The sequence below is a fragment of the Paenibacillus sp. B46(2026) genome, assembly GCF_056786355.1.
The window spans coordinates 5,950,578-5,974,547 of sequence record NZ_CM165907.1; the positions used below are offsets into that span (position 1 = coordinate 5,950,578).

35 protein-coding genes, 2 tRNA genes and 2 rRNA genes are annotated in these 23,970 nt (G+C 45.7%); 2 read left to right on the forward strand and 37 right to left on the reverse strand.

What is annotated here, in order from left to right; all coding sequences use genetic code 11:
• Nucleotides 1–31 precede the first annotated feature (31 nt).
• The 6 genes from AC1S8V_RS26355 to AC1S8V_RS26380 all read right to left on the reverse strand — a co-directional run bounded on the left by AC1S8V_RS26355 (nt 32) and on the right by AC1S8V_RS26380 (nt 3,551).
• Nucleotides 32–107: transfer RNA gene (locus AC1S8V_RS26355), tRNA-Ala, on the reverse strand.
• A 22-nt stretch (nt 108–129) separates the two neighbouring features.
• A tRNA-Ile gene (locus tag AC1S8V_RS26360) sits at nt 130–206 on the reverse strand.
• 36 nt (nt 207–242) lie between these two features.
• Nucleotides 243–359, reverse strand: a 5S ribosomal RNA gene (gene rrf / locus AC1S8V_RS26365).
• Nucleotides 360–515: 156 nt separating this feature from the next.
• Nucleotides 516–2,068, reverse strand: a 16S ribosomal RNA gene (locus AC1S8V_RS26370).
• 480 nt (nt 2,069–2,548) lie between these two features.
• Nucleotides 2,549–2,779, reverse strand: a complete 231-nt coding sequence (locus AC1S8V_RS26375; protein WP_017692114.1) for a hypothetical protein — start codon at nt 2,777–2,779, stop codon at nt 2,549–2,551.
• 154 nt (nt 2,780–2,933) lie between these two features.
• The gene (locus AC1S8V_RS26380) at nt 2,934–3,551 is read right to left on the reverse strand and encodes a stage II sporulation protein M (protein ID WP_482071380.1); all 618 of its coding nucleotides are present in this window, start codon (nt 3,549–3,551) and stop codon (nt 2,934–2,936) included.
• A 122-nt stretch (nt 3,552–3,673) separates the two neighbouring features.
• Between AC1S8V_RS26380 and pdaB the strand changes: the two genes are divergently transcribed.
• Nucleotides 3,674–4,450 (forward strand): polysaccharide deacetylase family sporulation protein PdaB, encoded by a 777-nt coding sequence (pdaB, locus tag AC1S8V_RS26385; protein ID WP_145326559.1) that lies wholly within the window; start codon nt 3,674–3,676, stop codon nt 4,448–4,450.
• 101 nt (nt 4,451–4,551) lie between these two features.
• Here the strand turns inward: pdaB and AC1S8V_RS26390 are convergent, their stop codons facing one another.
• Nucleotides 4,552–5,190 (reverse strand): KinB-signaling pathway activation protein, encoded by a 639-nt coding sequence (locus AC1S8V_RS26390; RefSeq protein WP_482071381.1) that lies wholly within the window; start codon nt 5,188–5,190, stop codon nt 4,552–4,554.
• 125 nt (nt 5,191–5,315) lie between these two features.
• Here AC1S8V_RS26390 and gerD point away from each other — a divergent pair, with 125 nt between their 5' ends.
• The gene (gerD, locus tag AC1S8V_RS26395; RefSeq protein WP_482071382.1) at nt 5,316–6,065 is read left to right on the forward strand and encodes a spore germination lipoprotein GerD; all 750 of its coding nucleotides are present in this window, start codon (nt 5,316–5,318) and stop codon (nt 6,063–6,065) included.
• An 88-nt stretch (nt 6,066–6,153) separates the two neighbouring features.
• Here the strand turns inward: gerD and AC1S8V_RS26400 are convergent, their stop codons facing one another.
• The 30 genes from AC1S8V_RS26400 to rplP form a co-directional block, all read right to left on the reverse strand.
• Nucleotides 6,154–7,254, reverse strand: a complete 1,101-nt coding sequence (locus tag AC1S8V_RS26400) for an Mrp/NBP35 family ATP-binding protein (protein ID WP_145326562.1) — start codon at nt 7,252–7,254, stop codon at nt 6,154–6,156.
• 80 nt (nt 7,255–7,334) lie between these two features.
• Entirely contained in the window at nt 7,335–8,003 is a 669-nt protein-coding gene (gene cwlD / locus AC1S8V_RS26405; RefSeq protein WP_482071383.1) for an N-acetylmuramoyl-L-alanine amidase CwlD, read from the reverse strand.
• A 155-nt stretch (nt 8,004–8,158) separates the two neighbouring features.
• A complete protein-coding gene (sat, locus tag AC1S8V_RS26410; protein ID WP_482071384.1) occupies nt 8,159–9,328 on the reverse strand; it encodes a sulfate adenylyltransferase in 1,170 nt (389 codons plus the stop codon).
• 23 nt (nt 9,329–9,351) lie between these two features.
• On the reverse strand, nt 9,352–10,044 hold the full coding sequence (locus tag AC1S8V_RS26415; RefSeq protein WP_124118836.1) for a phosphoadenylyl-sulfate reductase: 693 nt from the start codon (nt 10,042–10,044) through the stop codon (nt 9,352–9,354).
• A gap of 794 nt (nt 10,045–10,838) precedes the next feature.
• Nucleotides 10,839–11,231, reverse strand: a complete 393-nt coding sequence (gene rpsI, locus AC1S8V_RS26420) for a 30S ribosomal protein S9 (RefSeq protein ID WP_017692105.1) — start codon at nt 11,229–11,231, stop codon at nt 10,839–10,841.
• Between the two features lie 19 nt (nt 11,232–11,250).
• A complete protein-coding gene (gene rplM / locus AC1S8V_RS26425) occupies nt 11,251–11,688 on the reverse strand; it encodes a 50S ribosomal protein L13 (RefSeq protein ID WP_024633564.1) in 438 nt (145 codons plus the stop codon).
• Between the two features lie 205 nt (nt 11,689–11,893).
• The gene (truA, locus tag AC1S8V_RS26430; protein WP_076216861.1) at nt 11,894–12,667 is read right to left on the reverse strand and encodes a tRNA pseudouridine(38-40) synthase TruA; all 774 of its coding nucleotides are present in this window, start codon (nt 12,665–12,667) and stop codon (nt 11,894–11,896) included.
• A 159-nt stretch (nt 12,668–12,826) separates the two neighbouring features.
• Complete coding sequence (rplQ, locus tag AC1S8V_RS26435; RefSeq protein WP_017692102.1) at nt 12,827–13,192, reverse strand: 50S ribosomal protein L17; 366 nt, start codon at nt 13,190–13,192, stop codon at nt 12,827–12,829.
• Nucleotides 13,193–13,226: 34 nt separating this feature from the next.
• Nucleotides 13,227–14,171, reverse strand: a complete 945-nt coding sequence (locus tag AC1S8V_RS26440) for a DNA-directed RNA polymerase subunit alpha (protein ID WP_017692101.1) — start codon at nt 14,169–14,171, stop codon at nt 13,227–13,229.
• A gap of 136 nt (nt 14,172–14,307) precedes the next feature.
• Complete coding sequence (gene rpsK, locus AC1S8V_RS26445; RefSeq protein ID WP_017692100.1) at nt 14,308–14,703, reverse strand: 30S ribosomal protein S11; 396 nt, start codon at nt 14,701–14,703, stop codon at nt 14,308–14,310.
• Between the two features lie 19 nt (nt 14,704–14,722).
• Nucleotides 14,723–15,091: a 30S ribosomal protein S13 gene (gene rpsM, locus AC1S8V_RS26450; RefSeq protein WP_062329455.1), complete on the reverse strand. Its 369-nt coding sequence runs from the start codon at nt 15,089–15,091 to the stop codon at nt 14,723–14,725.
• Between the two features lie 20 nt (nt 15,092–15,111).
• Nucleotides 15,112–15,225: a 50S ribosomal protein L36 gene (gene rpmJ, locus AC1S8V_RS26455; protein ID WP_003333770.1), complete on the reverse strand. Its 114-nt coding sequence runs from the start codon at nt 15,223–15,225 to the stop codon at nt 15,112–15,114.
• A 152-nt stretch (nt 15,226–15,377) separates the two neighbouring features.
• Nucleotides 15,378–15,593 (reverse strand): translation initiation factor IF-1, encoded by a 216-nt coding sequence (infA, locus tag AC1S8V_RS26460; RefSeq protein ID WP_017692098.1) that lies wholly within the window; start codon nt 15,591–15,593, stop codon nt 15,378–15,380.
• 3 nt (nt 15,594–15,596) lie between these two features.
• Nucleotides 15,597–15,905, reverse strand: coding sequence for a KOW domain-containing RNA-binding protein (locus AC1S8V_RS26465; protein ID WP_091039171.1), 309 nt, complete (start codon nt 15,903–15,905; stop codon nt 15,597–15,599).
• A 10-nt stretch (nt 15,906–15,915) separates the two neighbouring features.
• Nucleotides 15,916–16,668, reverse strand: coding sequence for a type I methionyl aminopeptidase (gene map / locus AC1S8V_RS26470; protein ID WP_036607191.1), 753 nt, complete (start codon nt 16,666–16,668; stop codon nt 15,916–15,918).
• Nucleotides 16,669–16,671: 3 nt separating this feature from the next.
• A complete protein-coding gene (locus tag AC1S8V_RS26475) occupies nt 16,672–17,316 on the reverse strand; it encodes an adenylate kinase (RefSeq protein ID WP_036607188.1) in 645 nt (214 codons plus the stop codon).
• Nucleotides 17,317–17,406: 90 nt separating this feature from the next.
• Nucleotides 17,407–18,705, reverse strand: a complete 1,299-nt coding sequence (gene secY, locus AC1S8V_RS26480; protein WP_076216860.1) for a preprotein translocase subunit SecY — start codon at nt 18,703–18,705, stop codon at nt 17,407–17,409.
• Nucleotides 18,705–19,145, reverse strand: a complete 441-nt coding sequence (rplO, locus tag AC1S8V_RS26485; RefSeq protein ID WP_062836188.1) for a 50S ribosomal protein L15 — start codon at nt 19,143–19,145, stop codon at nt 18,705–18,707. The genes secY and rplO overlap by 1 nt, the downstream gene beginning before the upstream one ends.
• 43 nt (nt 19,146–19,188) lie before the next feature.
• Nucleotides 19,189–19,374 carry a 50S ribosomal protein L30 gene (gene rpmD, locus AC1S8V_RS26490; protein ID WP_017692092.1) on the reverse strand — a complete coding sequence of 62 codons (186 nt, stop codon included), beginning with the start codon at nt 19,372–19,374 and terminating at the stop codon, nt 19,189–19,191.
• A 13-nt stretch (nt 19,375–19,387) separates the two neighbouring features.
• Complete coding sequence (rpsE, locus tag AC1S8V_RS26495; RefSeq protein WP_017692091.1) at nt 19,388–19,885, reverse strand: 30S ribosomal protein S5; 498 nt, start codon at nt 19,883–19,885, stop codon at nt 19,388–19,390.
• 27 nt (nt 19,886–19,912) lie between these two features.
• The gene (gene rplR / locus AC1S8V_RS26500; protein WP_017692090.1) at nt 19,913–20,281 is read right to left on the reverse strand and encodes a 50S ribosomal protein L18; all 369 of its coding nucleotides are present in this window, start codon (nt 20,279–20,281) and stop codon (nt 19,913–19,915) included.
• 117 nt (nt 20,282–20,398) lie between these two features.
• Nucleotides 20,399–20,941: a 50S ribosomal protein L6 gene (rplF, locus tag AC1S8V_RS26505; protein ID WP_017692089.1), complete on the reverse strand. Its 543-nt coding sequence runs from the start codon at nt 20,939–20,941 to the stop codon at nt 20,399–20,401.
• Between the two features lie 30 nt (nt 20,942–20,971).
• A complete protein-coding gene (gene rpsH / locus AC1S8V_RS26510) occupies nt 20,972–21,370 on the reverse strand; it encodes a 30S ribosomal protein S8 (protein WP_017692088.1) in 399 nt (132 codons plus the stop codon).
• 32 nt (nt 21,371–21,402) lie between these two features.
• Entirely contained in the window at nt 21,403–21,588 is a 186-nt protein-coding gene (locus AC1S8V_RS26515; RefSeq protein WP_013312154.1) for a type Z 30S ribosomal protein S14, read from the reverse strand.
• Between the two features lie 73 nt (nt 21,589–21,661).
• The gene (gene rplE, locus AC1S8V_RS26520) at nt 21,662–22,204 is read right to left on the reverse strand and encodes a 50S ribosomal protein L5 (protein WP_221825249.1); all 543 of its coding nucleotides are present in this window, start codon (nt 22,202–22,204) and stop codon (nt 21,662–21,664) included.
• A 32-nt stretch (nt 22,205–22,236) separates the two neighbouring features.
• The gene (rplX, locus tag AC1S8V_RS26525) at nt 22,237–22,590 is read right to left on the reverse strand and encodes a 50S ribosomal protein L24 (RefSeq protein WP_017692086.1); all 354 of its coding nucleotides are present in this window, start codon (nt 22,588–22,590) and stop codon (nt 22,237–22,239) included.
• A 39-nt stretch (nt 22,591–22,629) separates the two neighbouring features.
• Nucleotides 22,630–22,998 (reverse strand): 50S ribosomal protein L14, encoded by a 369-nt coding sequence (gene rplN, locus AC1S8V_RS26530; protein ID WP_017692085.1) that lies wholly within the window; start codon nt 22,996–22,998, stop codon nt 22,630–22,632.
• A gap of 34 nt (nt 22,999–23,032) precedes the next feature.
• Nucleotides 23,033–23,299 carry a 30S ribosomal protein S17 gene (rpsQ, locus tag AC1S8V_RS26535; RefSeq protein WP_017692084.1) on the reverse strand — a complete coding sequence of 89 codons (267 nt, stop codon included), beginning with the start codon at nt 23,297–23,299 and terminating at the stop codon, nt 23,033–23,035.
• A gap of 48 nt (nt 23,300–23,347) precedes the next feature.
• A complete protein-coding gene (gene rpmC / locus AC1S8V_RS26540) occupies nt 23,348–23,545 on the reverse strand; it encodes a 50S ribosomal protein L29 (RefSeq protein ID WP_017692083.1) in 198 nt (65 codons plus the stop codon).
• Nucleotides 23,535–23,969 carry a 50S ribosomal protein L16 gene (gene rplP, locus AC1S8V_RS26545; RefSeq protein ID WP_017692082.1) on the reverse strand — a complete coding sequence of 145 codons (435 nt, stop codon included), beginning with the start codon at nt 23,967–23,969 and terminating at the stop codon, nt 23,535–23,537. Before rplP ends, rpmC begins: the two co-directional genes overlap by 11 nt.
• Between the last annotated feature and the right edge of the window lies 1 nt (nt 23,970).

Below are 23,970 nucleotides of genomic sequence, written 5' to 3' on the forward strand. Positions count from 1 at the left end.
GTTTTCAAAGAACAAACTTGTAAATCATTATTGGTGGAGCCAAGCGGGATCGAACCGCTGACCTCCTGCTTGCAAGGCAGGCGCTCTCCCAGCTGAGCTATGGCCCCATATGAAATTAAAAAATGTAGATGGTGGGCCCTGGTGGACTCGAACCACCGGCCTCACCCTTATCAGAGGTGCGCTCTAACCAACTGAGCTAAGGGCCCACATTATATATACTATTTGAACCCAAAATGGGTTACGCTTGGCGGCGTTCTACTCTCCCAGGACCCTGCGGTCCAAGTACCATCGACGCTGAAGGGCTTAACGGTCGTGTTCGGGATGGGAACGTGTGGAACCCCTTCGCTATCGCCACCAAACGTTTGAGAGTTTGAGCTCTCAAAACTGAGCAACGAGTGAGTGTTGTGCTCTTCATTTCATCCACACCGAAGTGATGGACCGAAATGAATCGCTGTCGCAGGTTCTAAGAACCTGCTGATTTGAATGTTTCCGTTACAGGAAACGATTCTCCATAGAAAGGAGGTGATCCAGCCGCACCTTCCGATACGGCTACCTTGTTACGACTTCACCCCAATCATCTATCCCACCTTCGGCGGCTGGCTCCTTGCGGTTACCCCACCGACTTCGGGTGTTATAAACTCTCGTGGTGTGACGGGCGGTGTGTACAAGACCCGGGAACGTATTCACCGCGGCATGCTGATCCGCGATTACTAGCAATTCCGACTTCATGCAGGCGAGTTGCAGCCTGCAATCCGAACTGAGACCGGCTTTGTTGGGATTGGCTCCATCTCGCGATTTCGCAGCCCGTTGTACCGGCCATTGTAGTACGTGTGTAGCCCAGGTCATAAGGGGCATGATGATTTGACGTCATCCCCACCTTCCTCCGGTTTGTCACCGGCAGTCTATCTAGAGTGCCCACCCGAAGTGCTGGCAACTAAATATAAGGGTTGCGCTCGTTGCGGGACTTAACCCAACATCTCACGACACGAGCTGACGACAACCATGCACCACCTGTCTCCTCTGTCCCGAAGGAAAGGTACATCTCTGTACCGGTCAGAGGGATGTCAAGACCTGGTAAGGTTCTTCGCGTTGCTTCGAATTAAACCACATACTCCACTGCTTGTGCGGGTCCCCGTCAATTCCTTTGAGTTTCAGTCTTGCGACCGTACTCCCCAGGCGGAGTGCTTAATGTGTTAACTTCGGCACCAAGGGTATCGAAACCCCTAACACCTAGCACTCATCGTTTACGGCGTGGACTACCAGGGTATCTAATCCTGTTTGCTCCCCACGCTTTCGCGCCTCAGCGTCAGTTACAGCCCAGAGAGTCGCCTTCGCCACTGGTGTTCCTCCACATATCTACGCATTTCACCGCTACACGTGGAATTCCACTCTCCTCTTCTGCACTCAAGTCACCCAGTTTCCAGTGCGATCCGGGGTTGAGCCCCGGGATTAAACACCAGACTTAAATGACCGCCTGCGCGCGCTTTACGCCCAATAATTCCGGACAACGCTTGCCCCCTACGTATTACCGCGGCTGCTGGCACGTAGTTAGCCGGGGCTTTCTTCTCAGGTACCGTCACCTTGAGAGCAGTTACTCTCCCAAGCGTTCTTCCCTGGCAACAGAGCTTTACGATCCGAAAACCTTCATCACTCACGCGGCATTGCTCCGTCAGGCTTTCGCCCATTGCGGAAGATTCCCTACTGCTGCCTCCCGTAGGAGTCTGGGCCGTGTCTCAGTCCCAGTGTGGCCGATCACCCTCTCAGGTCGGCTACGCATCGTCGCCTTGGTGAGCCGTTACCCCACCAACTAGCTAATGCGCCGCAGGCCCATCCCCAAGTGACAGATTGCTCCGTCTTTCCAGTTCTCTTCAGGCGAAGAAAACAACTATTCGGTATTAGCTACCGTTTCCGGTAGTTGTCCCAAACTTGAGGGCAGGTTGCCTACGTGTTACTCACCCGTCCGCCGCTAAGCATCCAGGAAGCAAGCTCCCTATCAACTCCGCTCGACTTGCATGTATTAGGCATGCCGCCAGCGTTCGTCCTGAGCCAGGATCAAACTCTCCAATAAAGTATTGAAAAGAGCGATAAGCTCATTTTGAATCTGACGAGATTAAAAATCTCATTTGTGCTCCAGCCGAATCCAAGCCAAGACTTGTTTCCAACTTTCGCGTTCATTCTGCAAGCAGAATGTTTACTCACTCGTTGTTCAGTTTTCAAAGATCAAACATTCAATTTGTTGCTGTTTTTCATGTTGTCGTCGTTTCAGCGGCGACTTTTATAATATATCATGTTGAAGTTCTCTTTGCAAGCATTATTTTTCGATTGTTTTAAATCGCTTTATTTTCATGCTTGTTTCGGTGAACAGATCCTAAAAAAGGAACGAAAATTAATTTACCATATGAATTTAGAAAGGTCAACCCTTTTTCGACAAAAAGTATAACCCTTATGACAAATTCACTATGATCATGGTTCAGAGGTACAGCACCCACTTTTAAGAGCCGCACCTCACTTCCAATACTATACAGCGAATATATGACCAGCTTCAGCATTACGGCTTCGACTTTTTCAGCTTCCCACCTCTTGCATACTTGGACAACTCTTTTGGCGGAGCAAAGCGTGCATACATGCGGAACACAGTCTTATATCGGCTCGCGATAGCATATTTGATCTCTTGGTCAAGACGATTATCACTTAGATCGAACAGCATTTCATCTAACTCTTTACGCAGCACATAGTCTAGTTCCTTGCATTCCTTCTCGTTAAACAACATACCCAGCATTAGAGTTCTCCTTTTTGTGCATAGCCTCTTTATCACACTTACACAAGTTTCATGCAACACCCCGTGCATTCGCTTTTTGTGGGTGCTGCTGGAACCCGTTTTATTGTTATGGTCAACTTTCTGAAAATTTATGAATGCCAACCATCACAAAATTTTATCCTCTCACCAGAGCATACGTAAGTGTACTTTCAATGATGGCTGCAACAAGAAGCAAGATAACAACCCAGAAGGATGCAGTTAACGTTCTGTTCATGAATACTCTCCACCGTGTACCAATCGTATTTCGTTTGTCACTTCCAAGTTGAACAAGACTTTTGATAACCAGCCCACCAAACTTCAGCCCGAATGCGCAAGCAATGATAATGACCGGAATCTCAATAATGCCATGTGGAAGTAAGCCCTTAACCACAATATCATAAAAGCTTGCCCCATAATTCATCGTGGTGTGCACTACAAATCCAAGGACCATACCATTGATTAGCAGGAAAATAACAGGCAGAATTCCAAAGAATATACCGGCATAAATGACAAGTACACTTTTGATCGCATTATTGAAAAAGATGAACAGGAAGAAGTTCCATTGCACATTGCCCCTCTGCTCCAGCCGTTCACTGACCTCGCGTAATCCTCCGATTTGGTTCAACAACAGTTCCTCCAATGGACCTGTACTCACCCATCCCGCCCCTATTCCTGCGGCAAACAAAACCAGGGACCAGATCAATGCACTGCGGATGGAACCAAGATCTTTAAGAAATGTACTGAATTTTAACATAATAACCTCCTGTAGAATCTAAAATGATGGACAAACAAGGATCAGTGACGAATAACTGGGCAGTACGAGCATACATTGGAGAGTAAACAAGCATTTCTTATGGGAGAGGGGCGCTTATTGAAATGAACTCGTTCTATGTATTTAGCGGCAAAAAGATTAAACGTTACCTGATTGTCCTGGTTGCTGCCGTCTTTGCGATCGGTATTATCTATCTGGAGAGCGGTAATGTCTCCGTATTCTCGGAGGAAGCACCATCAGCCGTCTACAGCGTTCCAACCGAGAAGAAGGTGATTGCACTAACCTTTGACATTAGCTGGGGTGATAAACGGACAGAACCGATTCTGAAAGTTCTTCAGGAGAATAAAGTGCAGAAGGCTACCTTTTTCCTTTCCTCCCCCTGGAGCAAGACACACCCCGAGATTGTCACAGCTATCAAAGATGCAGGATATGAAATTGGCAGCCATGGACACAGACATGAGAACTACAGCAGCCTGACCGAGGAAGAAATTCGCAAAGAAATTTCGACAGCTCATAGCATTTTAACCGATTTAACGGGAAAAGAACCGAAGTTACTGCGTCTGCCCAACGGGGATTTTGACAAACGTGTGCTTCAGGTAGCCAATAGTCTGAACTATCAGGTGGTGCAATGGGATACCGACTCCTTGGATTGGAAAAACCCTGGTGTACAGACGATTGTTGATCGAGTAGTTAGCAAAGCGCATCCAGGTGACATTGTGCTGCTGCATGCCAGCGATTCCTCCAAACAAACTCATGAAGCCCTCCCTGTCATTATCGACAAATTAAAAAATCAGGGATATGAATTCGTCACTGTGTCAGAGTTACTGAACCATTCCAGTGTAGAAGGTAAGGAAGTTCGTGACCAAGCCAGCGGTCAATAATTGCTAGATTATTGGAGTGACAGCTCAATTAGTGACGCAAAAGTTGAAAAGAGCTAACTAAGTTAGCTCTTTTTGGTATGTTTTTATTTTCAAAATAAAATCTATGCTCGACTTTCCTTCAACGGCTCTGTCTTTCCACTTTCATTTACGCTCTGGTTCGTCGATACATCCACCAGCCTGTGCAATATCAGCATTTGGTATGCATTACATAAGAGCAAGGGAACCACAATAAATATGGTTGCAGCATTCACATCAATGCGCAATACGCCGATCGTCTCCACTACGGTGACGGCAATCATGAAAAAGAGTGTCGGTACGAGCGCGGAAATATGAGTCAATCTCACCTTGACGTAAGCGGTAACAATTGCAGCTGCTAAAATCATGATACCTAGCACAATATCCGATATGCGTTCCCGATTCCCCCCTACGAACAGACGCAAAAACATCACGTCAAGCAGGGCTAACACCGTTAAGATAATCTGCACGATCTGCCAACCGCGCTTGGGAAATACACCTTTACCCATATAATTCAGTATCAGATATGCAAAGAAACCCATTTGTGAATACACGCTGATCATAACCCCGGATCCAAACAGGATCAGAAGATACAGAAGAAAATCATTTAACCCATTTGTCTTCTCCCCGTTCACCAGCATCATAATTAATCCCGTAACCAATGATCCCGCGGCCCCAATAAGCAAGGCTGTCCAAAACAGGAAAAACCATTTACGTAAATTCAAATGTTTTCCACCCCCGAGTGTTTATTTTACCAACCTTCTCAGCAAAAAACCATCATTGCTCAACATATTTCCCCCTTTCCCATCACATACTACATCCAGTATCTAATCAAGGAGGGATTGTACACATGAAACGGCCTTTGTGGCAGCTATGCTGTGTCGTACTGGGGCTATCCGTCATGCTTGCCGGCTGCGGTTCAGATCAGAGTTCTTCGCCTCCTCAGGGCAGTTATAAAGAGATGAAAACGATGGTTGTCGATATTTTGAAAAGTGATGAAGGCAAGAAAGCGGTGGAGGAGGCTCTTACCGGTCAAAGCTCATCCAGTGGTGAAGGCGGCGGTTCAGAAGAAGGTGGCGGCGGATCGGGTGGTGGTTCGGGAACCATTGGTATGAAAATGTTAATGCCTGTGCAATCTTCGGAACAAATACGTATTGCAGTAAAAGACACCATTACAGCTCCCGAATACCAGAAGGAATTCGAGAAGATCATGACAGATCCACAGTTTGCCGGGGAATTTGCCAAAGTGATCAACGCTCAAAGCAAACAACTTCATATGCAGTTGATCAAAGATCCCACATATCAAAAATCTGTTGGAGACATCATGAAGTCACCTGAAGTATCCAAGATGTTCATGGATATGACGAAGACTCCAGATTATCGTAAACAAACGATGACTGTTATGCAGGAAGTAATGCAGAACCCGTTGTTCCGCATGGAAGTACTCACTTTGCTCAAGAAGGTTGTGCAGGACGAATTGCAACCCAAAGTAGAAAGTGGCGGAGAAAAGGGCCAAGAGAAAGGCGGAGAACAAGAAGGTCAGGAAGGTAGCGATGGCGGAGATGGTGGAAGTGGAGATTCGGGCGGCGGAGGATCATAAACAGTAGGTGTTAATACGCACCACAGATACTGAAAAGCCTGCATCCAAGTGGACGCAGGCTTTATTTGTATTTATAACGAACATCGCGTTAGAATTTGGATTCGATGGATCGAGCCACTTCATCGTAGATGGCCCCGATACGGGAGTCTGCTTTGTATACAGACGGTGAGAAGTCAGGCTCGGAAGGATGATTATCGGGAGTACCCAAAGGAATCTGGGCAAGCAAGCTCGTATGCAGACTTTCTGCAAGCCTCCCCCCGCCTCCACGACCAAAGACATAATCCTTCTCTCCGCAACTGCCACACTCGTAATAAGCCATATTTTCAACCACACCAAGTAACTCATGATCGGTCTGGATGGCCATGGCACCTGCACGTGCTGCAACAAAAGCTGCTGTTGCATGCGGTGTAGTAACGATAATCTCCTTGCTCTGGGGCAACATCTGATGCACATCCAGAGCGACATCACCCGTACCTGGTGGCAAGTCCAGTAACATATAATCCAACTCGCCCCACTGGACATCAGTAAAGAATTGACGCAGCATCCGACCAAGCATAGGTCCGCGCCAGATTACCGGGTTGTTCTCACGAATAAAGAAACCCATCGACATAACTTTGACACCGAAACGTTCAACTGGTTGAATAACGCCATCTTCCACAACCGGATATTCTTCGATCCCCATCATGTCCGGTACACTGAAACCATAGATGTCAGCATCAATTAATCCCACCTTCTTGCCTTGACGTGCCAAGGCCGCAGCGAGATTAACCGTCACTGTTGATTTACCAACGCCGCCTTTACCACTGGCCACCGCAATAAAACGAACGCCTGATTCAGGACTTAACAGTTCATGTCCATCCAGACCCGCTGCGTGACCTTTTACGAGCACTTCGTCCCGATCTTGCTCTTCATCAGGTTGTCCCATATTCAGGCTCTCACGATCATGCTCAGAAGCTGCACGCACGCGAATATGTACATCCTTCAATCCATGCTGGGATAACAGATTACGCGCAGCATCACTCAAGGCCGTTGTATCCTCAGGTCGGTTCTCCAGTGTCACCATGGTCAGAGCCACATGATTTTCTTTCACCATAACATCACGAATCCATTCCAATTCGGTCAGACTTACTCCCAATTGCGGTTCTTGTAATGGCTGTAATAGTTCAAGTATCTGTTCTTTTGATAACATCAGACAGCACCTCAGCTTTATCTATTGGCATGTAATTTAGGTATGCTGTTCCAATTATATCATTACCTTTCTTGTTCTGACTAACTTTTAGGCCGTTCTCCTGAGGAATATCTAAGAACCCCATTGTAGATCGAAGCAGCTACTTTACGTTGGTAGGCTTCATCGGCAAGCAAACGTGCCTCTTCCGGATGAGAAAGAAAACCTACTTCTACGAGTGCTGACGGGATCTTCAAGGCCTGTAACAGATAAACCGTGTTAACCGTTTTGGCGATTCGATCTGTATTCTCCAGATTACGAACCATCTCTTGTTGAAGCAGATTGGCCAGTCCTTCGTTATCCGGATGGTTAGGTGTATAGAAAACCTGCGCTCCACTCCATCGGTTAGAAGGAACACTGTTCATGTGAATGCTGATGAAAAGATCTGCTTGCTTATCCTCTATTCGCCGCACTCTTTGCTTCAGATCTTCGGTCTTGCGTTTGGAGTATCCCTTGGTGTCCGATTCGGCCAGATCAGTGTCAATTTCTCGTGTCATAACCACTAAGGCCCCTGCCTGTTGCAAATAATCTCTCACATACAGGGCGATAGACAGGTTGATATCTTTTTCAATAACCCCCTGTTTACTCACAGCTCCTCCATCCGGACCTCCGTGTCCTGCGTCAATGGCAATGACTTTACCTGCCATTGGCAAACTCCAGTAGCCTGATGTCTTGGCGGAAGGTAACTCGTAGGACATTACTGCCACTAACATGGCTAACAGACAGAGGCTCAGCATAACCCTTTTAATTGTTTTTAACCTGATCCAGACTACAAAGTGCTTCCCCATATTTTTACGCATAAAAAAACCACCTCGTCCCTATAAATGACTCTAATCATCTATATGGGACAAGATGGACAAATATACCGTTAGGATCGGACTTGCTCCGCCATTCCTTCAATCAACACCTCAGCTACCTCAGGGCGGGTAAATTCAGGTGGAGGACACTGGCCGTCACGCAGCAACCCGCGCACTTTGGTGCCGGAAAGCGTCATGTGGTGCTCCTTATCATGTGGGCAAGTTTTGCTGGAAGCCATGTTTCCACATTTCGTACAGAAGAAGCTATGTTCGAAGAACAACGGGGTAATCCCCAGTTCCTCCGCTGTAAAGTTAGTGAAGATCTCCTGTGCTTCATACGTTCCGTAATAATCACCTACACCCGCATGATCACGACCGACGATAAAGTGGGTACAACCGTAATTTTTGCGGACCATCGCATGAAAAATAGCTTCTCGTGGTCCGGCATATCGCATAGCTGCGGGGAACACACCAAGAAACGCACGATCAGCCGGATAATAATTCTCCAGCAAAACCAGATAACTCTTCATGCGAACATCTGCCGGAACATCATCCGACTTCGTCTCTCCAACGAGTGGATTCAGGAAGAGTGCGTCTACAATCTCCATAGCACTCTTCTGGATGTACTCATGAGCCCGATGGACCGGGTTACGTGTCTGAAAACCGACTACGGTCTTCCAACCCTTCTCTTGGAAAATCTTCCGGGTATCTGCAGGATCATAATAGAACTCTTCGAACTTCACGGGTTTCGGACGATTCAGAACTTGGATTGGACCTCCTACATATGTTGCAGGACGCTCCAACAGTTTTTTAACACCCGGATGCTCTGGATCATCTGTTTTGAATACACGCCGTGCTTCTTCACCCTGATCCACTTGGTATATACTTTGGACTTCGAGCAATCCATAGGTTACCCCATCTTGATCACCAACAAGTTTCACGAGTTCACCAAGCTGAAGGGATGCCGCTTGTTTATCGTCAACAGCAAGTGTAATCGGTATACTCCAGACTGTCCCATCCGCGAGACGCATGCGTGACACAACTGAAAGATAATCTTCCTCATTCATGAAACCTTGAAGTGGTGAGAACGCCCCCACCCCAATCAGATCCAAATCTGATATCGTCCAGGTATTAATACGCAAAGAGGATAAATCCTTACTGTCTTGCAGTAGTTGCTCCCGTTCTTCTCCTTGTACGATACGCTGAACCAGCGTACCTCCATGAGGCAGAATCGATGTCATCTTGTCAGCTCCTTGTTTATCTATTATTTATGAAGGCCGCATTCCGTTTTATCATTACCAGACCAACGTCCAGCACGAGGGTCCTCGCCAGGCATAACCTGACGTGTACAATGCTCACAACCAATACTCGGGTAGTTCTGATCATGAAGCGGGTTATATACAACGTTGTTGTCACGAATATATTGCCATACATCCTCCGTCGTCCAGTGCGCAATCGGATTAAACTTCATCAGACCGAATTTTGAGTCATATTCAACCTTTTTCGAGTTAGCACGAGTTGGTGCTTGATCTCTACGGATACCTGTAATCCATGCATCATACTGAGAAAGGATACGTGTTAACGGTTCGACTTTGCGAATGTTACAGCACCCATTGGGATCAGACTTCCACAACTCTTCACCGTGTTGAGCTGCCTGTTCTTCCGGAGTAATCTTAGGTGACACGCGTACAAATTCAAGGTTGTAGTTCTCCTGCATCTTATCACGTGTTTCGTATGTTTCTTTAAAGTGAAAATCGGTATCCAGATAAAAAATATCTGTGGATGGGCTGATCTTCTGCAACATATCTACAAGTACAACATCTTCTGCACCAAAGCTACATGCAAAAGTGATATTTGGAAATGTTTCAATAGCATACCGAATGATATCCTCTGGACTGGCATGTTCCAGTTCCTCTGCCTTAGTCCGTGCCAATTCTTCTTTCTCCAACAAGTTCATCTGTGAATTTCCCCCATTCTGTATTTCAATACATCCTAAAGCCGACTAATCTAATGTGAATTATGTTTAGTATAAATCTTTCATTGGGGATGTCAATGCCTGCCATATGGTAAATTAAATCAGTTTTTGCCCATTTTTGAACGTCGCTCTTACACAATATTTTAGTTCAATTTATCCATTTCTCTGTTGATGAGATAAAAACAATGATGTTGGTTCAAGTCATTGGCCAGGTGAAAATACATCTCTTAGCCTTAGAAACCTTTGCTGCTGCTGCGTTTGGACATTTCATGTCGCCAAGAACAGCATGAAAAAATCACTGGTCGATTAAAAATGAAGAAAGAGAAGCAGAAATTTTTAAGAGGAGCAGAGTTGCGACATTTAGCGATTGATATGTAAGGGACTTTTATCGTTTCTATAAGAAATACTGATAAGGCTTCCACTAGAGAATTAAGTGGATAACAGCAAACTGAACGCATACAAGAGCTTCGGCGTGAGTCCTAATAGATGATCTTATAACGAGCTGTTACAGAGAATGGAGGTGAAATGGTGGATAGGAGCAAATCGAATGTTGTAAAACGAATTAGAGAGGTTATGTAAGATGTATTAACGCACATATTAAAGAAGTGTATTGAGGGACATTAAGAGGACATTGAAAAGTGCAATGAAGGGAAAATGCACAAGCATGAGGAGAGACATCACAGATATGAGAGCTATTGCACAAACTGATATAGTATAAGGCGGGATAGTCATGAATATATAAAAAAACCTTTGACCGAGGCCAAAGGCTTTTAATATTAACGTTTGGAGAACTGAGGTGCGCGACGAGCCGCTTTAAGACCGTATTTTTTACGCTCTTTCATACGTGGGTCACGAGTCAGGAATCCTGCTTTTTTCAGGGATGCACGGTATTCCGGATCTGCTTTCAACAGAGCGCGGGAGATACCATGACGGATAGCGCCAGCTTGACCGGAGATTCCGCCACCATGAGCGATAACAAGAACGTCATAGTTATTGAGCGTTTCTGTCAAGTTCAGTGGTTGTTTTACAATCAGTTTGAGTGTTTCCAAACCGAAGTATTCATTAATATCACGTTTATTGATGACAATGCGTCCTTCACCCGGTACAAGGCGAACACGTGCTACCGAATGTTTACGACGACCTGTCCCATAGTATTGTACTTGTGCCATGAAACTGTCCTCCTTTTAATTAACCGCGAAGTTCGTAAACTTCTGGTTTTTGTGCTGCATGTGGATGCTCAGTGCCTCTGTACGCTTTAAGTCTCAACTTCATTTTCTCTCCCATGCGAGTTTTAGGAAGCATACCGCGAACAGCCAATTCCAACATACGCTCAGGTTTGTTTTTAACCATCTCTTCAGCTGTAGTTACTTTCAAACCACCTGGGTGCATTGAGTGACGGTAGTATTTTTTACCTTGCATTTTCTTACCAGTCAATACGATTTTCTCAGCATTGATGATAACAACGAAATCGCCAGTGTCCACATGTGGAGTGAATTGTGGCTTATGTTTGCCGCGAATCAAAGCAGCTGCTTCGCTCGCCAAACGTCCGAGGGTTTTGCCTTCAGCATCAATGATGTGCCATTGGCGCTCAACTTCGTTAGGCTTCGCCATGTACGTAGTACGCATGAAAAGTTCCTCCTTAAAATGTTCAAAATCATCATTTTCATTTATCTTCGTTCGTTAAGTTATAACTTTAGGTGTTGATGGATTGTAAATTCGATGTGAACCTCTTAATTGGGGCTGTGGGAAAGCCATTAAGAAAACACAACTTTTATATTACATGATAGGAGATTAAATCGCAAGTGTTAATTAAGCTTTTCACTCACCAAATCTAATCTTTTTTGTATTCAAGATCCCAGAGCATTAAACCGCAGCTAACTGCAGTAGGTCCTGCAGCAGATCGATTACATGCAGCAATCATATTCGGTACATCAGAGGCTTTCCGTTTGCCCTCTCCGATCTCCAGCAGTGTCCCTACAATGATACGAACCATATGCTGCAAAAAGCCGTTACCACTCACATAAATGTGAATGACACCCTGATCGCGCGGATGGTCTCTGCACATTGATCGGTCCACTTCCATCCATGCTTCGTATACCGAACGGACATGATTCTCTTTCTGAGACTTGCGTGAAGCAAAAGAGGTAAAATCATACGTCCCTATGAAATGTCGTAAGCCCTCCTGCATTGCCATAATATCAAGCTTCGCATGATGATGATACTGCAGTCTTCTGTTGAATACATCCGGAAATTGATTCGCATTGACTGTATAACGATACGTTTTCTTTTTCGCTGCATAGCGAGAATGAAAATCAGCCGAAACTTCAATCGCATCAATAACGACAATATCGGAGGGTAATCTGGAGTTGAGCGCAATACACCAACGTTCAATCGGGATCTGGGACTCCGTAGGAAAATTGAAGATCTGTCTGCGAGCGTGAACACCTGCATCAGTTCGGCCTGAACCTGTAATTTTAACCTTCTCACCGGTCAAAGCACGAATCGCATCTTCAAGATGATCCTGAATGGTATTCCCACCCGGCTGAACTTGGAAGCCGTAATAGGCAGTGCCATCATAAGTTAACGTCATACATAAGTTCCGCATTATTACCACACCTTTGTTCCATACTATACATATGCCTATCCCGAACAGCAAAAGAAGCCCCTTACGGAGCTTCTATTACAGCACGAATTCCGAAATGAAGAGAAAAAAAGGGTTAATCCAGAATCGTTGATTCTGTCCCCTTTCCTCATCTCATCTGTTTTACGCGCGGTCTACCAGTTCCAAGTAAACCATTGGCGCTGCGTCACCACGACGAGGTCCCAGTTTCAGGATACGAGTGTATCCACCTGGACGCTCAGCGTAACGACCGGACAATTCGCTAAACAGTTTTTGGATTGCATCTTGCTCTCCATCGATCGTTTCGCGGCGAACATAAGCTGCCACTTGGCGACGGGCATGAAGATCTCCCTTTTTCGCTTTAGTGATCAGTTTTTCAGCAATAGAGCGAACCTCTTTTGCTTTCGCTTCAGTTGTCTGAATGCGTTCGTATAAGAACAGGTCGGTTACCAGGTCACGGAACAAAGCTTTACGTGCGCTGGAATTACGGCCCAACTTTTGGTATGCCATTGTTTTCCCTCCTTCACTTCAAGCACTCGGCTGTCTATTCTTCTGTACGGAGTCCCAAACCAAGTTCCTCAAGCTTCTCTTGAACTTCTTCCAAAGACTTGCGTCCGAGGTTACGGACTTTCATCATGTCTTCTTCCGTTTTCGTAGTCAGCTCTTGCACCGTATTAATACCGGCACGTTTGAGGCAGTTGTAGGAACGAACAGAGAGATCCAGCTCTTCGATCGTCATTTCGAGTACTTTTTCTTTTTTGTCTTCTTCTTTTTCGACCATGATCTCTGCATCTTTCGCTTCGTCTGTAAGACCCACGAAGAGCATCAAATGCTCAGTCAAAATTTTAGCGCCAAGGCTTACAGCCTCTTCAGGACGAATACTTCCATCAGTCCAAACTTCCAACGTGAGCTTGTCATAGTTGGTCACTTGACCGACACGCGTATTTTCCACAGCGTAGTTAACGCGACTGATCGGGGTGAAGATGGAATCGACTGGGATGACGCCGATCGGCTGGTCATCGCGTTTATTCCGATCTGCCTGGACGTAGCCGCGACCGCGATTGGCAAAAATACGCATGTGAAGTCTCGAACCTGGTCCGAGCGTAGCAATGTGCAAATCCGGGTTAAGGATTTCCACATCGGAGTCAGCACGGATATCTCCAGCCGTAATCGCTCCTTCGCCTTCAGCATCAATCTCGAGCACTTTCTCCTCATCCGAATGAATCTTAAGCGACAAAGCTTTCAGGTTAAGAATAACCTCCGTAACATCTTCCATTACGCCAGGAACTGTAGCAAATTCATGCAGAACGCCATCGATTTGAACCGAAGACACTGCCGCACCCGGCAGTGACGAGAGCAAGATTCGGCGAAGCGAGTTTCCAAGCGTCGTACCGTATCCGCGCTCAAGCGGTTCTACTACGAATTTCCCATAGGTGCCATCATCGTTGACGTCTACCGTCTCAATTTTCGGCTTTTCGATTTCAATCACTGCAATACCCCTCCTTCAAAACGTCGGTCCTCTATGAAACATTTACCTTCTCTTGCGAAAACATGTAGTAGTATGCCTAAACAACCATTATTAGCAGATTGTGCTGGAAATATACCACACGCAGGGGCAAATCTCATTAGACACGACGACGTTTTGGAGGACGGCATCCGTTATGCGGGACTGGAGTTACGTCTTTGATCAGGTTAACTTCAAGACCAGCAGCTTGCAAAGAGCGGATCGCTGCTTCACGGCCTGCGCCTGGTCCTTTAACCATAACCTCAACGGCTTTCATCCCATGTTCCATTGCAGCTTTGGCAGCAGTCTCAGCAGCCATTTGTGCAGCAAACGGAGTCGATTTACGGGAACCTCTGAATCCGAGACCGCCGGAGCTTGCCCACGAAATTGCATTTCCGTGAGGATCCGTAATAGTAACGATAGTGTTATTGAAAGTGGAACGGATATGCGCCACGCCAGATTCAATATTCTTACGGTCACGACGTTTAGTACGTACGACTTTTTTCGGTTTAGCCATTTTCTCTTATCCCCCCTTATTATTTCTTCTTGTTCGCTACTGTACGACGAGGACCTTTACGAGTACGAGCATTCGTTTTCGTACGTTGTCCACGAACAGGCAGACCACGACGATGACGAACTCCACGGTAACAACCGATCTCCGTCAAACGTTTAATATTCAAAGAGATTTCTCGACGCAGGTCACCTTCTACTTTGACCTCTTTATCGATACTTTCACGCAATTTGCTGACTTCATCTTCCGTCAAATCACGAACACGAGTGTCCGGATTGATGCCTGTTGTGCTCAGAATTTTCTGGGAAGTCGTTTTACCGATTCCGAAAATATAAGTCAAGGCGATCTCAACGCGCTTATCACGTGGCAAATCCACACCAGCTATACGTGCCATTTTACGCTACACCCCCTTCTTTAACCTTGTTTTTGTTTGTGTTTCGGATTTTCACAGATAACCATAACATTCCCTTTGCGGCGAATGACTTTGCATTTTTCGCAAATCGGCTTGACCGAAGGTCTTACCTTCATGTGAATTACCTCCTCAAAGTTTTGCTAAGCAAAACCCTCTTCGTAAGCATTGACCTTGTTCTACTATTGTAAAACCGGCTTCGAAGCTTTCGCAAGTTTTGCCGGGCAAAACCCGCTTCATAAGCTTCACAGTTCATTGCAACTGTCTACTACTATTTACGGTAAGTTATGCGACCTTTTGTTAAATCATAAGGCGACAACTGAACAACTACTTTGTCTCCAGTCAGGATACGGATAAAGTGCATCCGTAGTTTTCCGGAAACGTGAGCGAGAATTTGATGACCGTTCTCAAGCTCAACCTTGAATGTTGCATTCGGTAGCGGTTCGAGAACCGTACCTTCCACTTCAATGACATCTTCCTTGGCCATTAGTCAGTCTCCTTTCTCTTCAGCTTGAATGTTGGTGGATTCCAGAAATGAATGAACCGCGTAACGGAGCTTTCCATTTGTCACCCGACCACTCTCGTTTAAACTGTTCACAACCTCGCTGCTAATCATGGGCTGGAGTTCAAGATGAAGAAGATTCTTCTTCTTCGGTTGATCAAACTTACGTTTGTCTCCATCCGCAATATATACGAACTTACTGTCCGCTATAGCAACAATTACTGCGGCTTGGTCCGCATTGCGGCCTTTACGGATCTTCACAAGTTGACCGAGCTGCGGATTAGACTGACTATTCATGCCTCATCACCTACGCATTCAGTTTCGTGAAAATTTCCATACCATCTGGTGTAACTGCTACGGTGTGTTCAAAGTGGGCACATAACTTGCCATCAACCGTGACGACAGTCCAGTTATCTTCCAACGTTTTCACATACCGTCTACCTACGTTAACCATCGGCTCTATGGCCAGCACCATGCCCGCTTTAAGCCGTGGTCCCCGATCGGGAAGACCATAGTTCGGAATCTGTGGTTCTTCATGCAGATCTGCGCCTATGCCGTGACCGACATATTCACGAACTACGGAGAACCCTTCATCTTCAATATATTTCTGAATCGCATGAGATATTGTAAACAAGCGAACGTCAGGTTTTACCAGCGCCAGACCTGCGTATAATGAAGCCTCGGTAACGTCCAGAAGACGACGGGCTTCTTCGGAAATACGGCCGACCGGATAAGTCCAGGCGGAATCTCCATGATACCCCTGGTACTGCGCGCCAATGTCAAACGTAACGATATCGCCCTCGTTCAACTTGCGTTTGCCGGGAAATCCATGTACCAACTCTTCATTGACTGAAGCGCACACACTGGCAGGGAAACCGTTATAACCTTTGAAAGACGGCACAGCTCCTTGACTGCGGATATATTGATCGGCCATATGGTCAAGTTCTCCAGTCGTAATACCGGGAGCGATATGCTCTGCCAAGAGACGATGCGTTTCCGCAACAATTCTCCCTGCTTCCCTCATCAAGCCCAGTTCCGTTTCGGACTTACCAATGATCATCAATTAACCTCTCAGTAAGGACACGATTTCTTGAGAAACTTGATCGATATCCTGTTCTCCGTTCATTTGACGAAGAAGGCCTTTAGTCTCATAGAACGTGAGGAGTGGTGCTGTTTTGTTGATATACTCGTCCAGTCTTGTACCTACACTCTCTTCATTATCATCAGAGCGTTGATACAACTCACCAGCGCATTTATCACAAATACCTTCCTGCTTAGGCGGATTGAATACCACATGATAAGTGGAACCACAGTTTTTACAAATTCGACGACCCGTCAAACGAGCGAGCAATTTGTTGCGATCCACTTTCAGGTTGATTACATGATCGAGACCTGAGTTCAATCGATCCAGAATGCCATCGAGCGCTTCTGCTTGGGAAAGGGTTCTTGGAAATCCGTCCAAGAGAAAACCTTCTCTGCAGTCAGGCTGCTGCAAACGTTCTTCAACGATGCCAATGGTTACATCATCTGGTACAAGCAATCCTTGATCCATATATTCCTTGGCTTTCATGCCAATGGGAGTTCCCTGTTTGATCGCGAGACGAAATGCATCGCCTGTTGAAATATGGGGAATACCGAACTCTTTCACGATGACGTCTGCTTGCGTTCCTTTTCCTGCCCCCGGAGGGCCCATGAATAGGATGTTCACGTTATGTCACTCCCTCCAAGACTACCCTACATCAACAAACAGCACAATAGGTGCCGGCAAGTAAATCTTCACTCGACCGGTACCTATTGCCTATTTATTGATAAAACCTTTGTAGTGGCGTTTGATCAATTGGCTTTCGATTTGCTTCATCGTATCCAGCGCAACACCGATAACGATCAGGAGGGATGTTCCTCCAATTTGCGCAGATTGAGGCAAACCAGAAAGTGCCCCTAAGAATACAGGCAGAACGGAAATGACTGCCAAGAAAATGGCTCCGGCCATTGTCAAACGAGTCATGACACGGGTCAGATATTTCTCGGTTGCTTTACCCGGGCGAATGCCTGGGATGTAACCGCCGTTCTTTTTCATATTATCAGCCATCTGCTGTGGATTCATCTGTACGAAAGTATAGAAGAATGTGAAACCGAAGATCATCACGACATACAGCAACATACCCAGAGGTTTGTGCGTAGTCAGATTCTGTCCGATCCACTGTGCCCAGAGGCGATCTGCCCAGAAGTTGGCGATGATCGTTGGGAACATCAACAGCGATGATGCAAAGATGACAGGGATAACACCTGCTGCATTAATTTTCAGCGGGATATGTGTATTCTGTCCACCGTACATTTTGTTACCTACGACACGTTTAGCGTACTGTACCGGAATTTTCCGAATCGCCTGCTGAATGTAAATGACCCCTATGATGATCAGCACAATAACAATTGCGATGATTACACCTTTAAGAATATTCATAAACAGTTGGTCAGGTTGAATGAAGTCAGATTCGACCGTTTGTTTGATAATGTTAGGCACCGTAGATAGGATACCCGCAAAGATCAAGATTGAAATCCCGTTTCCTATGCCCTTCTCGGTGATCTGCTCACCAAGCCACATCAGGAATGAAGTACCAGCCGTAAGTACAATCGCAATCAAGATATAATCTGCAAATGTAGCGTTAGGTACCATCTCTGTATTGTACAAGCGGTTGAATCCGATCGACGTACCAAACGCTTGAATCAATGCCAGCCCGATGGTTAAATAACGGGTCAACTGTGCAGATTTCTTCTTACCTTGTTCACCTTGCTTTGCCCACTCCGCTAATTTAGGAATAACGTCCATGGAAAGCAACTGTACTATGATAGACGCAGTGATGTAAGGCACGATCCCGAGCGCAAAGATCGAGAACTGGAAGAGCGCTCCACCCGAGAACGTATTGAGAAGTCCAAAAACTTCTTTACCCGCAGAATTTGTCGCTTCGAACACATCTTTGTTAACTCCCGGTACGGGAACAAAGGAGCCGATGCGGTAAATGATCAGTACAAAAAGGGTAAATAATACCCTTTTGCGCAGATCTTCAACCCGCCAGATATTCTTTAGGGTCTTGAACATTAAATCACCTCGGTTGTACCGCCAGCAGCTTCAATTTTCTCAATAGCAGATTGAGAAAACTTGTTAGCTTTAACAGTCAGCTTCACAGTGACATCACCGTTACCCAGGATTTTGATTCCGGATTTAGCGTTTTTAACTACGCCGTTCGTCATCAAGAATTCTGGAGTTACTTCAGTACCTGCAGCAAAACTGTTCAGGTCTTCAGTATTCACAACTGCATATTCTTTGCGAGTTGGGTTTACAAAACCACGTTTTGGCAAGCGACGATACAATGGATTTTGTCCACCTTCGAAGCCTGGACGTACTCCACCGCCAGAACGAGCGTTTTGTCCTTTGTGACCGCGACCTGATGTTTTACCTGTACCACTACTTGGACCGCGACCAAGACGTTTACGTTCTTTGCGGGATCCAGGAGATGGTGAAAGCTCATGTAACTTCATCGTTCGTTGCACCTCCTTAAAGATTTGTGGGATTAACCCGATATTAAGCTTCTACTTCTTTAACAGCAACCAAGTGGCTTACTTTGTTAATCATACCACGGATGGCAGGATTATCGTTTTGTACCACTTTGCTATTGATTTTGCGCAAACCCAATGTTTTCACAGTTGTTCTTTGCGTCTCCGGACGTCCGATCAAGCTGCGGACGAGGGTAATTTCTAATTTAGCCATGAGAATTCCCTCCTTAACCCAGAAGCTCTTCGACGGATTTTCCGCGCAGTTTAGCCACGTCTTCAGCACGCTTCAAACGGGACAAACCTTCCAAAGTCGCATTGACCATGTTCATGGAATTCGAAGAACCCAGAGATTTTGTCAAAATGTCACCTACACCAGCAAGTTCGAGAACCGCACGTACAGGACCACCAGCGATAACACCAGTACCTTCAGATGCTGGTTTCAACAGCACGCGTCCTGCGCCGAACTTACCTGTTACCAAGTGAGGAATCGATGTTCCTACGAGTGGAACGTGTACAAGGTTTTTCTTAGCGTCTTCAATACCTTTGCGAATTGCATCAGGTACTTCGCCCGCTTTACCGATACCAGCTCCAACCCAGCCGTTGCCGTCGCCGACTACAACCAGTGCGCTAAAGCTGAAACGGCGTCCGCCTTTTACTACTTTAGCTACGCGATTAATATTTACAACTCTTTCAGTCAGTTCCAAAGTATTCGGATCTACACGCAAGTCGTTAACCTCCTTTTGAAAAATATCTTAAAACTCAAGTCCTGCTTCACGAGCCGCTTCAGCCAAAGCTGCGATACGACCATGGTACAGATATCCGCTACGGTCAAATACGATGTTGGAAACACCTTTGTCTTTCGCACGTTTAGCAACGAGTTCGCCGACTTTACGAGCTGATTCAACAGATGCACCATTTTTGATGTCAGTGCTCAATTCTTTGTCTACGGTAGACGCGGAAGCGATTGTTACACCAGCAACATCATCGATAATTTGAGCATACATATGTTTACCAGAACGGAATACGTTCAAACGAGGACGTGCTGCCGTTCCTTGGATTTTCTTACGAACACGAAGGTGTCTTTTCAGACGAGCCTTGTTTTTATCTGGTTTCGTAATCATCTCAAAGATTCACTCCTTTCAGGTTACCTCGCTGGCTTCAAAGCAGAAGCCACGGGGTATATTAGAAACACACGAAGCAAGCAAGCCGAAAGCCGCGCAAAGGCGGTAAGAGAAATCTTATTTCTTCTTACCGGCTTTACCTTCCTTACGGATGATACGCTCGCCTTCATATTTAATACCTTTACCTTTGTACGGCTCAGGTTCACGAACGGAACGGATTTTAGCAGCGTAAGCACCTACACGCTCTTTATCGATTCCGCGAACGATGATTTTCGTATTCGAAGGTACTTCGAATTCGATTCCCGCTTCTGGTGTAATTTCAACCGGGTGAGAGTAGCCAACGTTCAGAACGATTTTATCTCCGGATTTGCTTGCACGATATCCGACCCCAACCAATTCCAGAGATTTCGCGAATCCTTCAGTAACGCCGCTCACCATATTATTTACAACGCTACGCGTTGTGCCGTGCAAAGAACGGTGAGTTTTGTTATCGGAAGGACGCACAACTGTGATTTCGTTATTTTCAACTGTAACCTTCATGTCTTTATGAAGCTCACGAGTCAAAGTTCCTTTTGGTCCTTTTACCGTAATTACGGTGTTGTCCAGGGTGATGTCTACACCACTTGGTACTGTGATTGGTTTGCGACCAATACGAGACATATGTTGCACCTCCTATCTTGTGACGTTATATTACCAAACGTAGCAAACGACTTCTCCGCCGGATTTCGATTGACGAGCTTCTTTGTCCGTCATGATACCTTTAGATGTCGAGATGATCGCGATTCCCAGGCCACCAAGTACACGAGGTACTTCGTTGCTTTTCGTGTAAACACGAAGACCAGGTTTACTGATTCTTTTCAGACCAGTGATAACGCGCTCGTTATTTTGACCGTATTTCAGGAAAACACGGATAATCCCTTGTTTGTTATCATCGATAACTTCAGCGTCACGGATGAAACCTTCACGCTTCAGGATATCGGCGATTTGTTTTTTCATTGTCGAAGCAGGCATTTCTACTGTTTCGTGACGAACAGTGTTCGCGTTACGAATACGAGTAAGCATATCTGCAATTGGATCAGACATAGTCATTGTGAGTTAACCTCCTTCCCGTTCAGGACTTTTTACCAGCTTGCTTTTTTCACGCCAGGGATCTGGCCTTTATAAGCTAATTCACGGAAGCAAATTCTGCAAATTTTGAACTTTTGCAGGACCGAATGTGGACGTCCGCAACGCTCACAGCGTGTATATGCACGTACTTTAAACTTTGGTGTACGTTGTTGTTTAACTTTCATCGAAGTTTTTGCCACTTAGCCTGACACCTCCTAAATAATTTCGGAGAAAAGGGAGTCTTTCCAGACACCCGGAAACGTTATACCAACATTACTTAACGAAAGGCATTCCCATTTGCGTGAGCAATTCGCGGGACTCTTCGTCTGTTTTCGCCGTTGTTACGATGACAATATCCATACCGCGGACTTTATCAACTTTATCATACTCGATCTCTGGGAAGATCAGTTGCTCTTTCAGACCCAGTGTGTAGTTACCACGTCCATCGAATGCTTTACTCGATACACCGCGGAAGTCGCGGACACGAGGAAGCGTTACGTTGAGCAATTTATCTAGGAAGAAGTACATGCGCTCACCGCGTAATGTTACTTTCACACCGATAGGCATATTCTCACGCAGTTTGAATCCTGCGATAGATTTTTTAGCACGAGTGATTACAGGTTTTTGACCTGCGATCAGTTGCAAATCGCTTACTGCGGAATCCAACACTTTAGAGTTTTGGACAGCGTCGCCCACACCCATGTTGATAACGATTTTCTCGATTTTCGGCACTTGCATTACCGTTGTATAGTTAAACTTCTGCATCAAAGCAGGAGCGATTTCTTGCAGGTAACGTTCTTTCATTCTTGATGCCATGAATCATAGCCCTCCTTTCTCATTCGGTTCAATTAGTCGATAATTTCTCCGGAACGTTTAGCAACGCGCACTTTCTTTCCGTTATCCAAAACTTTGTAACCTACACGGGTTACTTTTCCGCTCTTCGGATCGATGTGCATTACGTTGGAAACGTGAATCGGAGCTTCCTTCTCGATAATGCCGCCTTGCGGATTTTGCTGGTTAGGCTTCTGGTGTTTTTTCACCATGTTAACACCTTCCACAAGGACGCGGTTCTCACGAGGATAAGCAGCGATGACACGGCCTTTTTTACCTTTGTCTTTACCGCTGATCACCATAACCGTATCTTCCTTTTTAACGTGAAGTTTGTTGTTATGGGATTCCAGAACTTTTTTCACTCTTGGCATTTCGTACACCTCCTGTTTCTAACATCACGAGATTAAGCTTTAGATAACTTCTGGAGCCAAGGAAACGATTTTCATGAAGTCTTTATCGCGAAGTTCGCGAGCAACTGGTCCGAAAATACGTGTTCCACGTGGGCTTCTGTCGTCTTTTACAACAACCGCTGCATTTTCATCAAAACCGATGTAGGAACCGTCTTTACGACGTACAGAACGTTTCGTACGAACGACAACCGCTCTAACTACATCACCTTTTTTGACAACGCCGCCTGGTGTTGCTTGTTTAACCGAACAAACGATCAGATCACCGATTTGAGCTGTACGACGTCCCGTACCGCCGAGTACGCGGATACACATCAGTTCCTTCGCACCGGAGTTGTCAGCCACAGTCAAACGTGTAAATGGTTGAATCATTTAGTATTCCTCCTTTCAGCAGTGCTGCTGAGCATTAGATGATAACCGCTTTTTCTACGATTTCAGTAAGTCTCCAGCGTTTATCTTTCGAAAGCGGACGAGTCTCCATGATTTTCACCGTGTCACCGATTTTCGCAGTGTTTTCTTCGTCATGTGCTTTGAATTTTTTAGTAACCTTAATGCGTTTATGGTACAAGTTGTGTTTTTTGTAAGTTTCTACAGCAACAACAATTGTTTTGTCCATTTTATCGCTGACCACTTTACCAGTTTGCACTTTACGTGCGTTACGTTCTTCGCTCATTGTTGGCCTCCTTCCTGATTACGGACGGATTGTACATCCGATCCCTAATTAACCGATTCCCAATTCTCTCTCACGGATAATGGTTTTAGCACGAGCTATTTCTTTCCGCACATCACGGATGCGAGTCGGGTTATCCAGCTGACCGGTAGCTAATTGAAAGCGGAGGTTAAAGAGTTCTTCTTTAAATCCGGCAATCTTTTGCTCGATTTCAGCAGAGGTTAGGTTGCGAAATTCACTAGCTTTCATTTGCTTCACCACCCAATTCTTCACGTTTCACGAACTTCGTTTTGATTGGCAGTTTGTGAGCGGCAAGACGCATTGCTTCGCGTGCAATTTCCTCCGGTACACCAGCAAGTTCAAACATGATCTTACCTGGTTTCACTACTGCAACCCATTTTTCTACGTTACCTTTACCGCTACCCATCCGAACCTCGAGAGGCTTTTGAGTGATTGGTTTGTCTGGGAAAATTTTGATCCAAACTTTACCACCACGTTTGATGTAACGAGTCATCGCAATACGAGCCGCTTCGATCTGACGGTTCGTAATCCAAGCCGGTTCCGTAGCTTGCAGACCGTATTCGCCAAAGTTCAGAGTCGTTCCGCCTTTAGCTTGGCCTTTCATATGTCCACGTTGTTGCTTACGGTGTTTTACACGTTTTGGTACCAACATG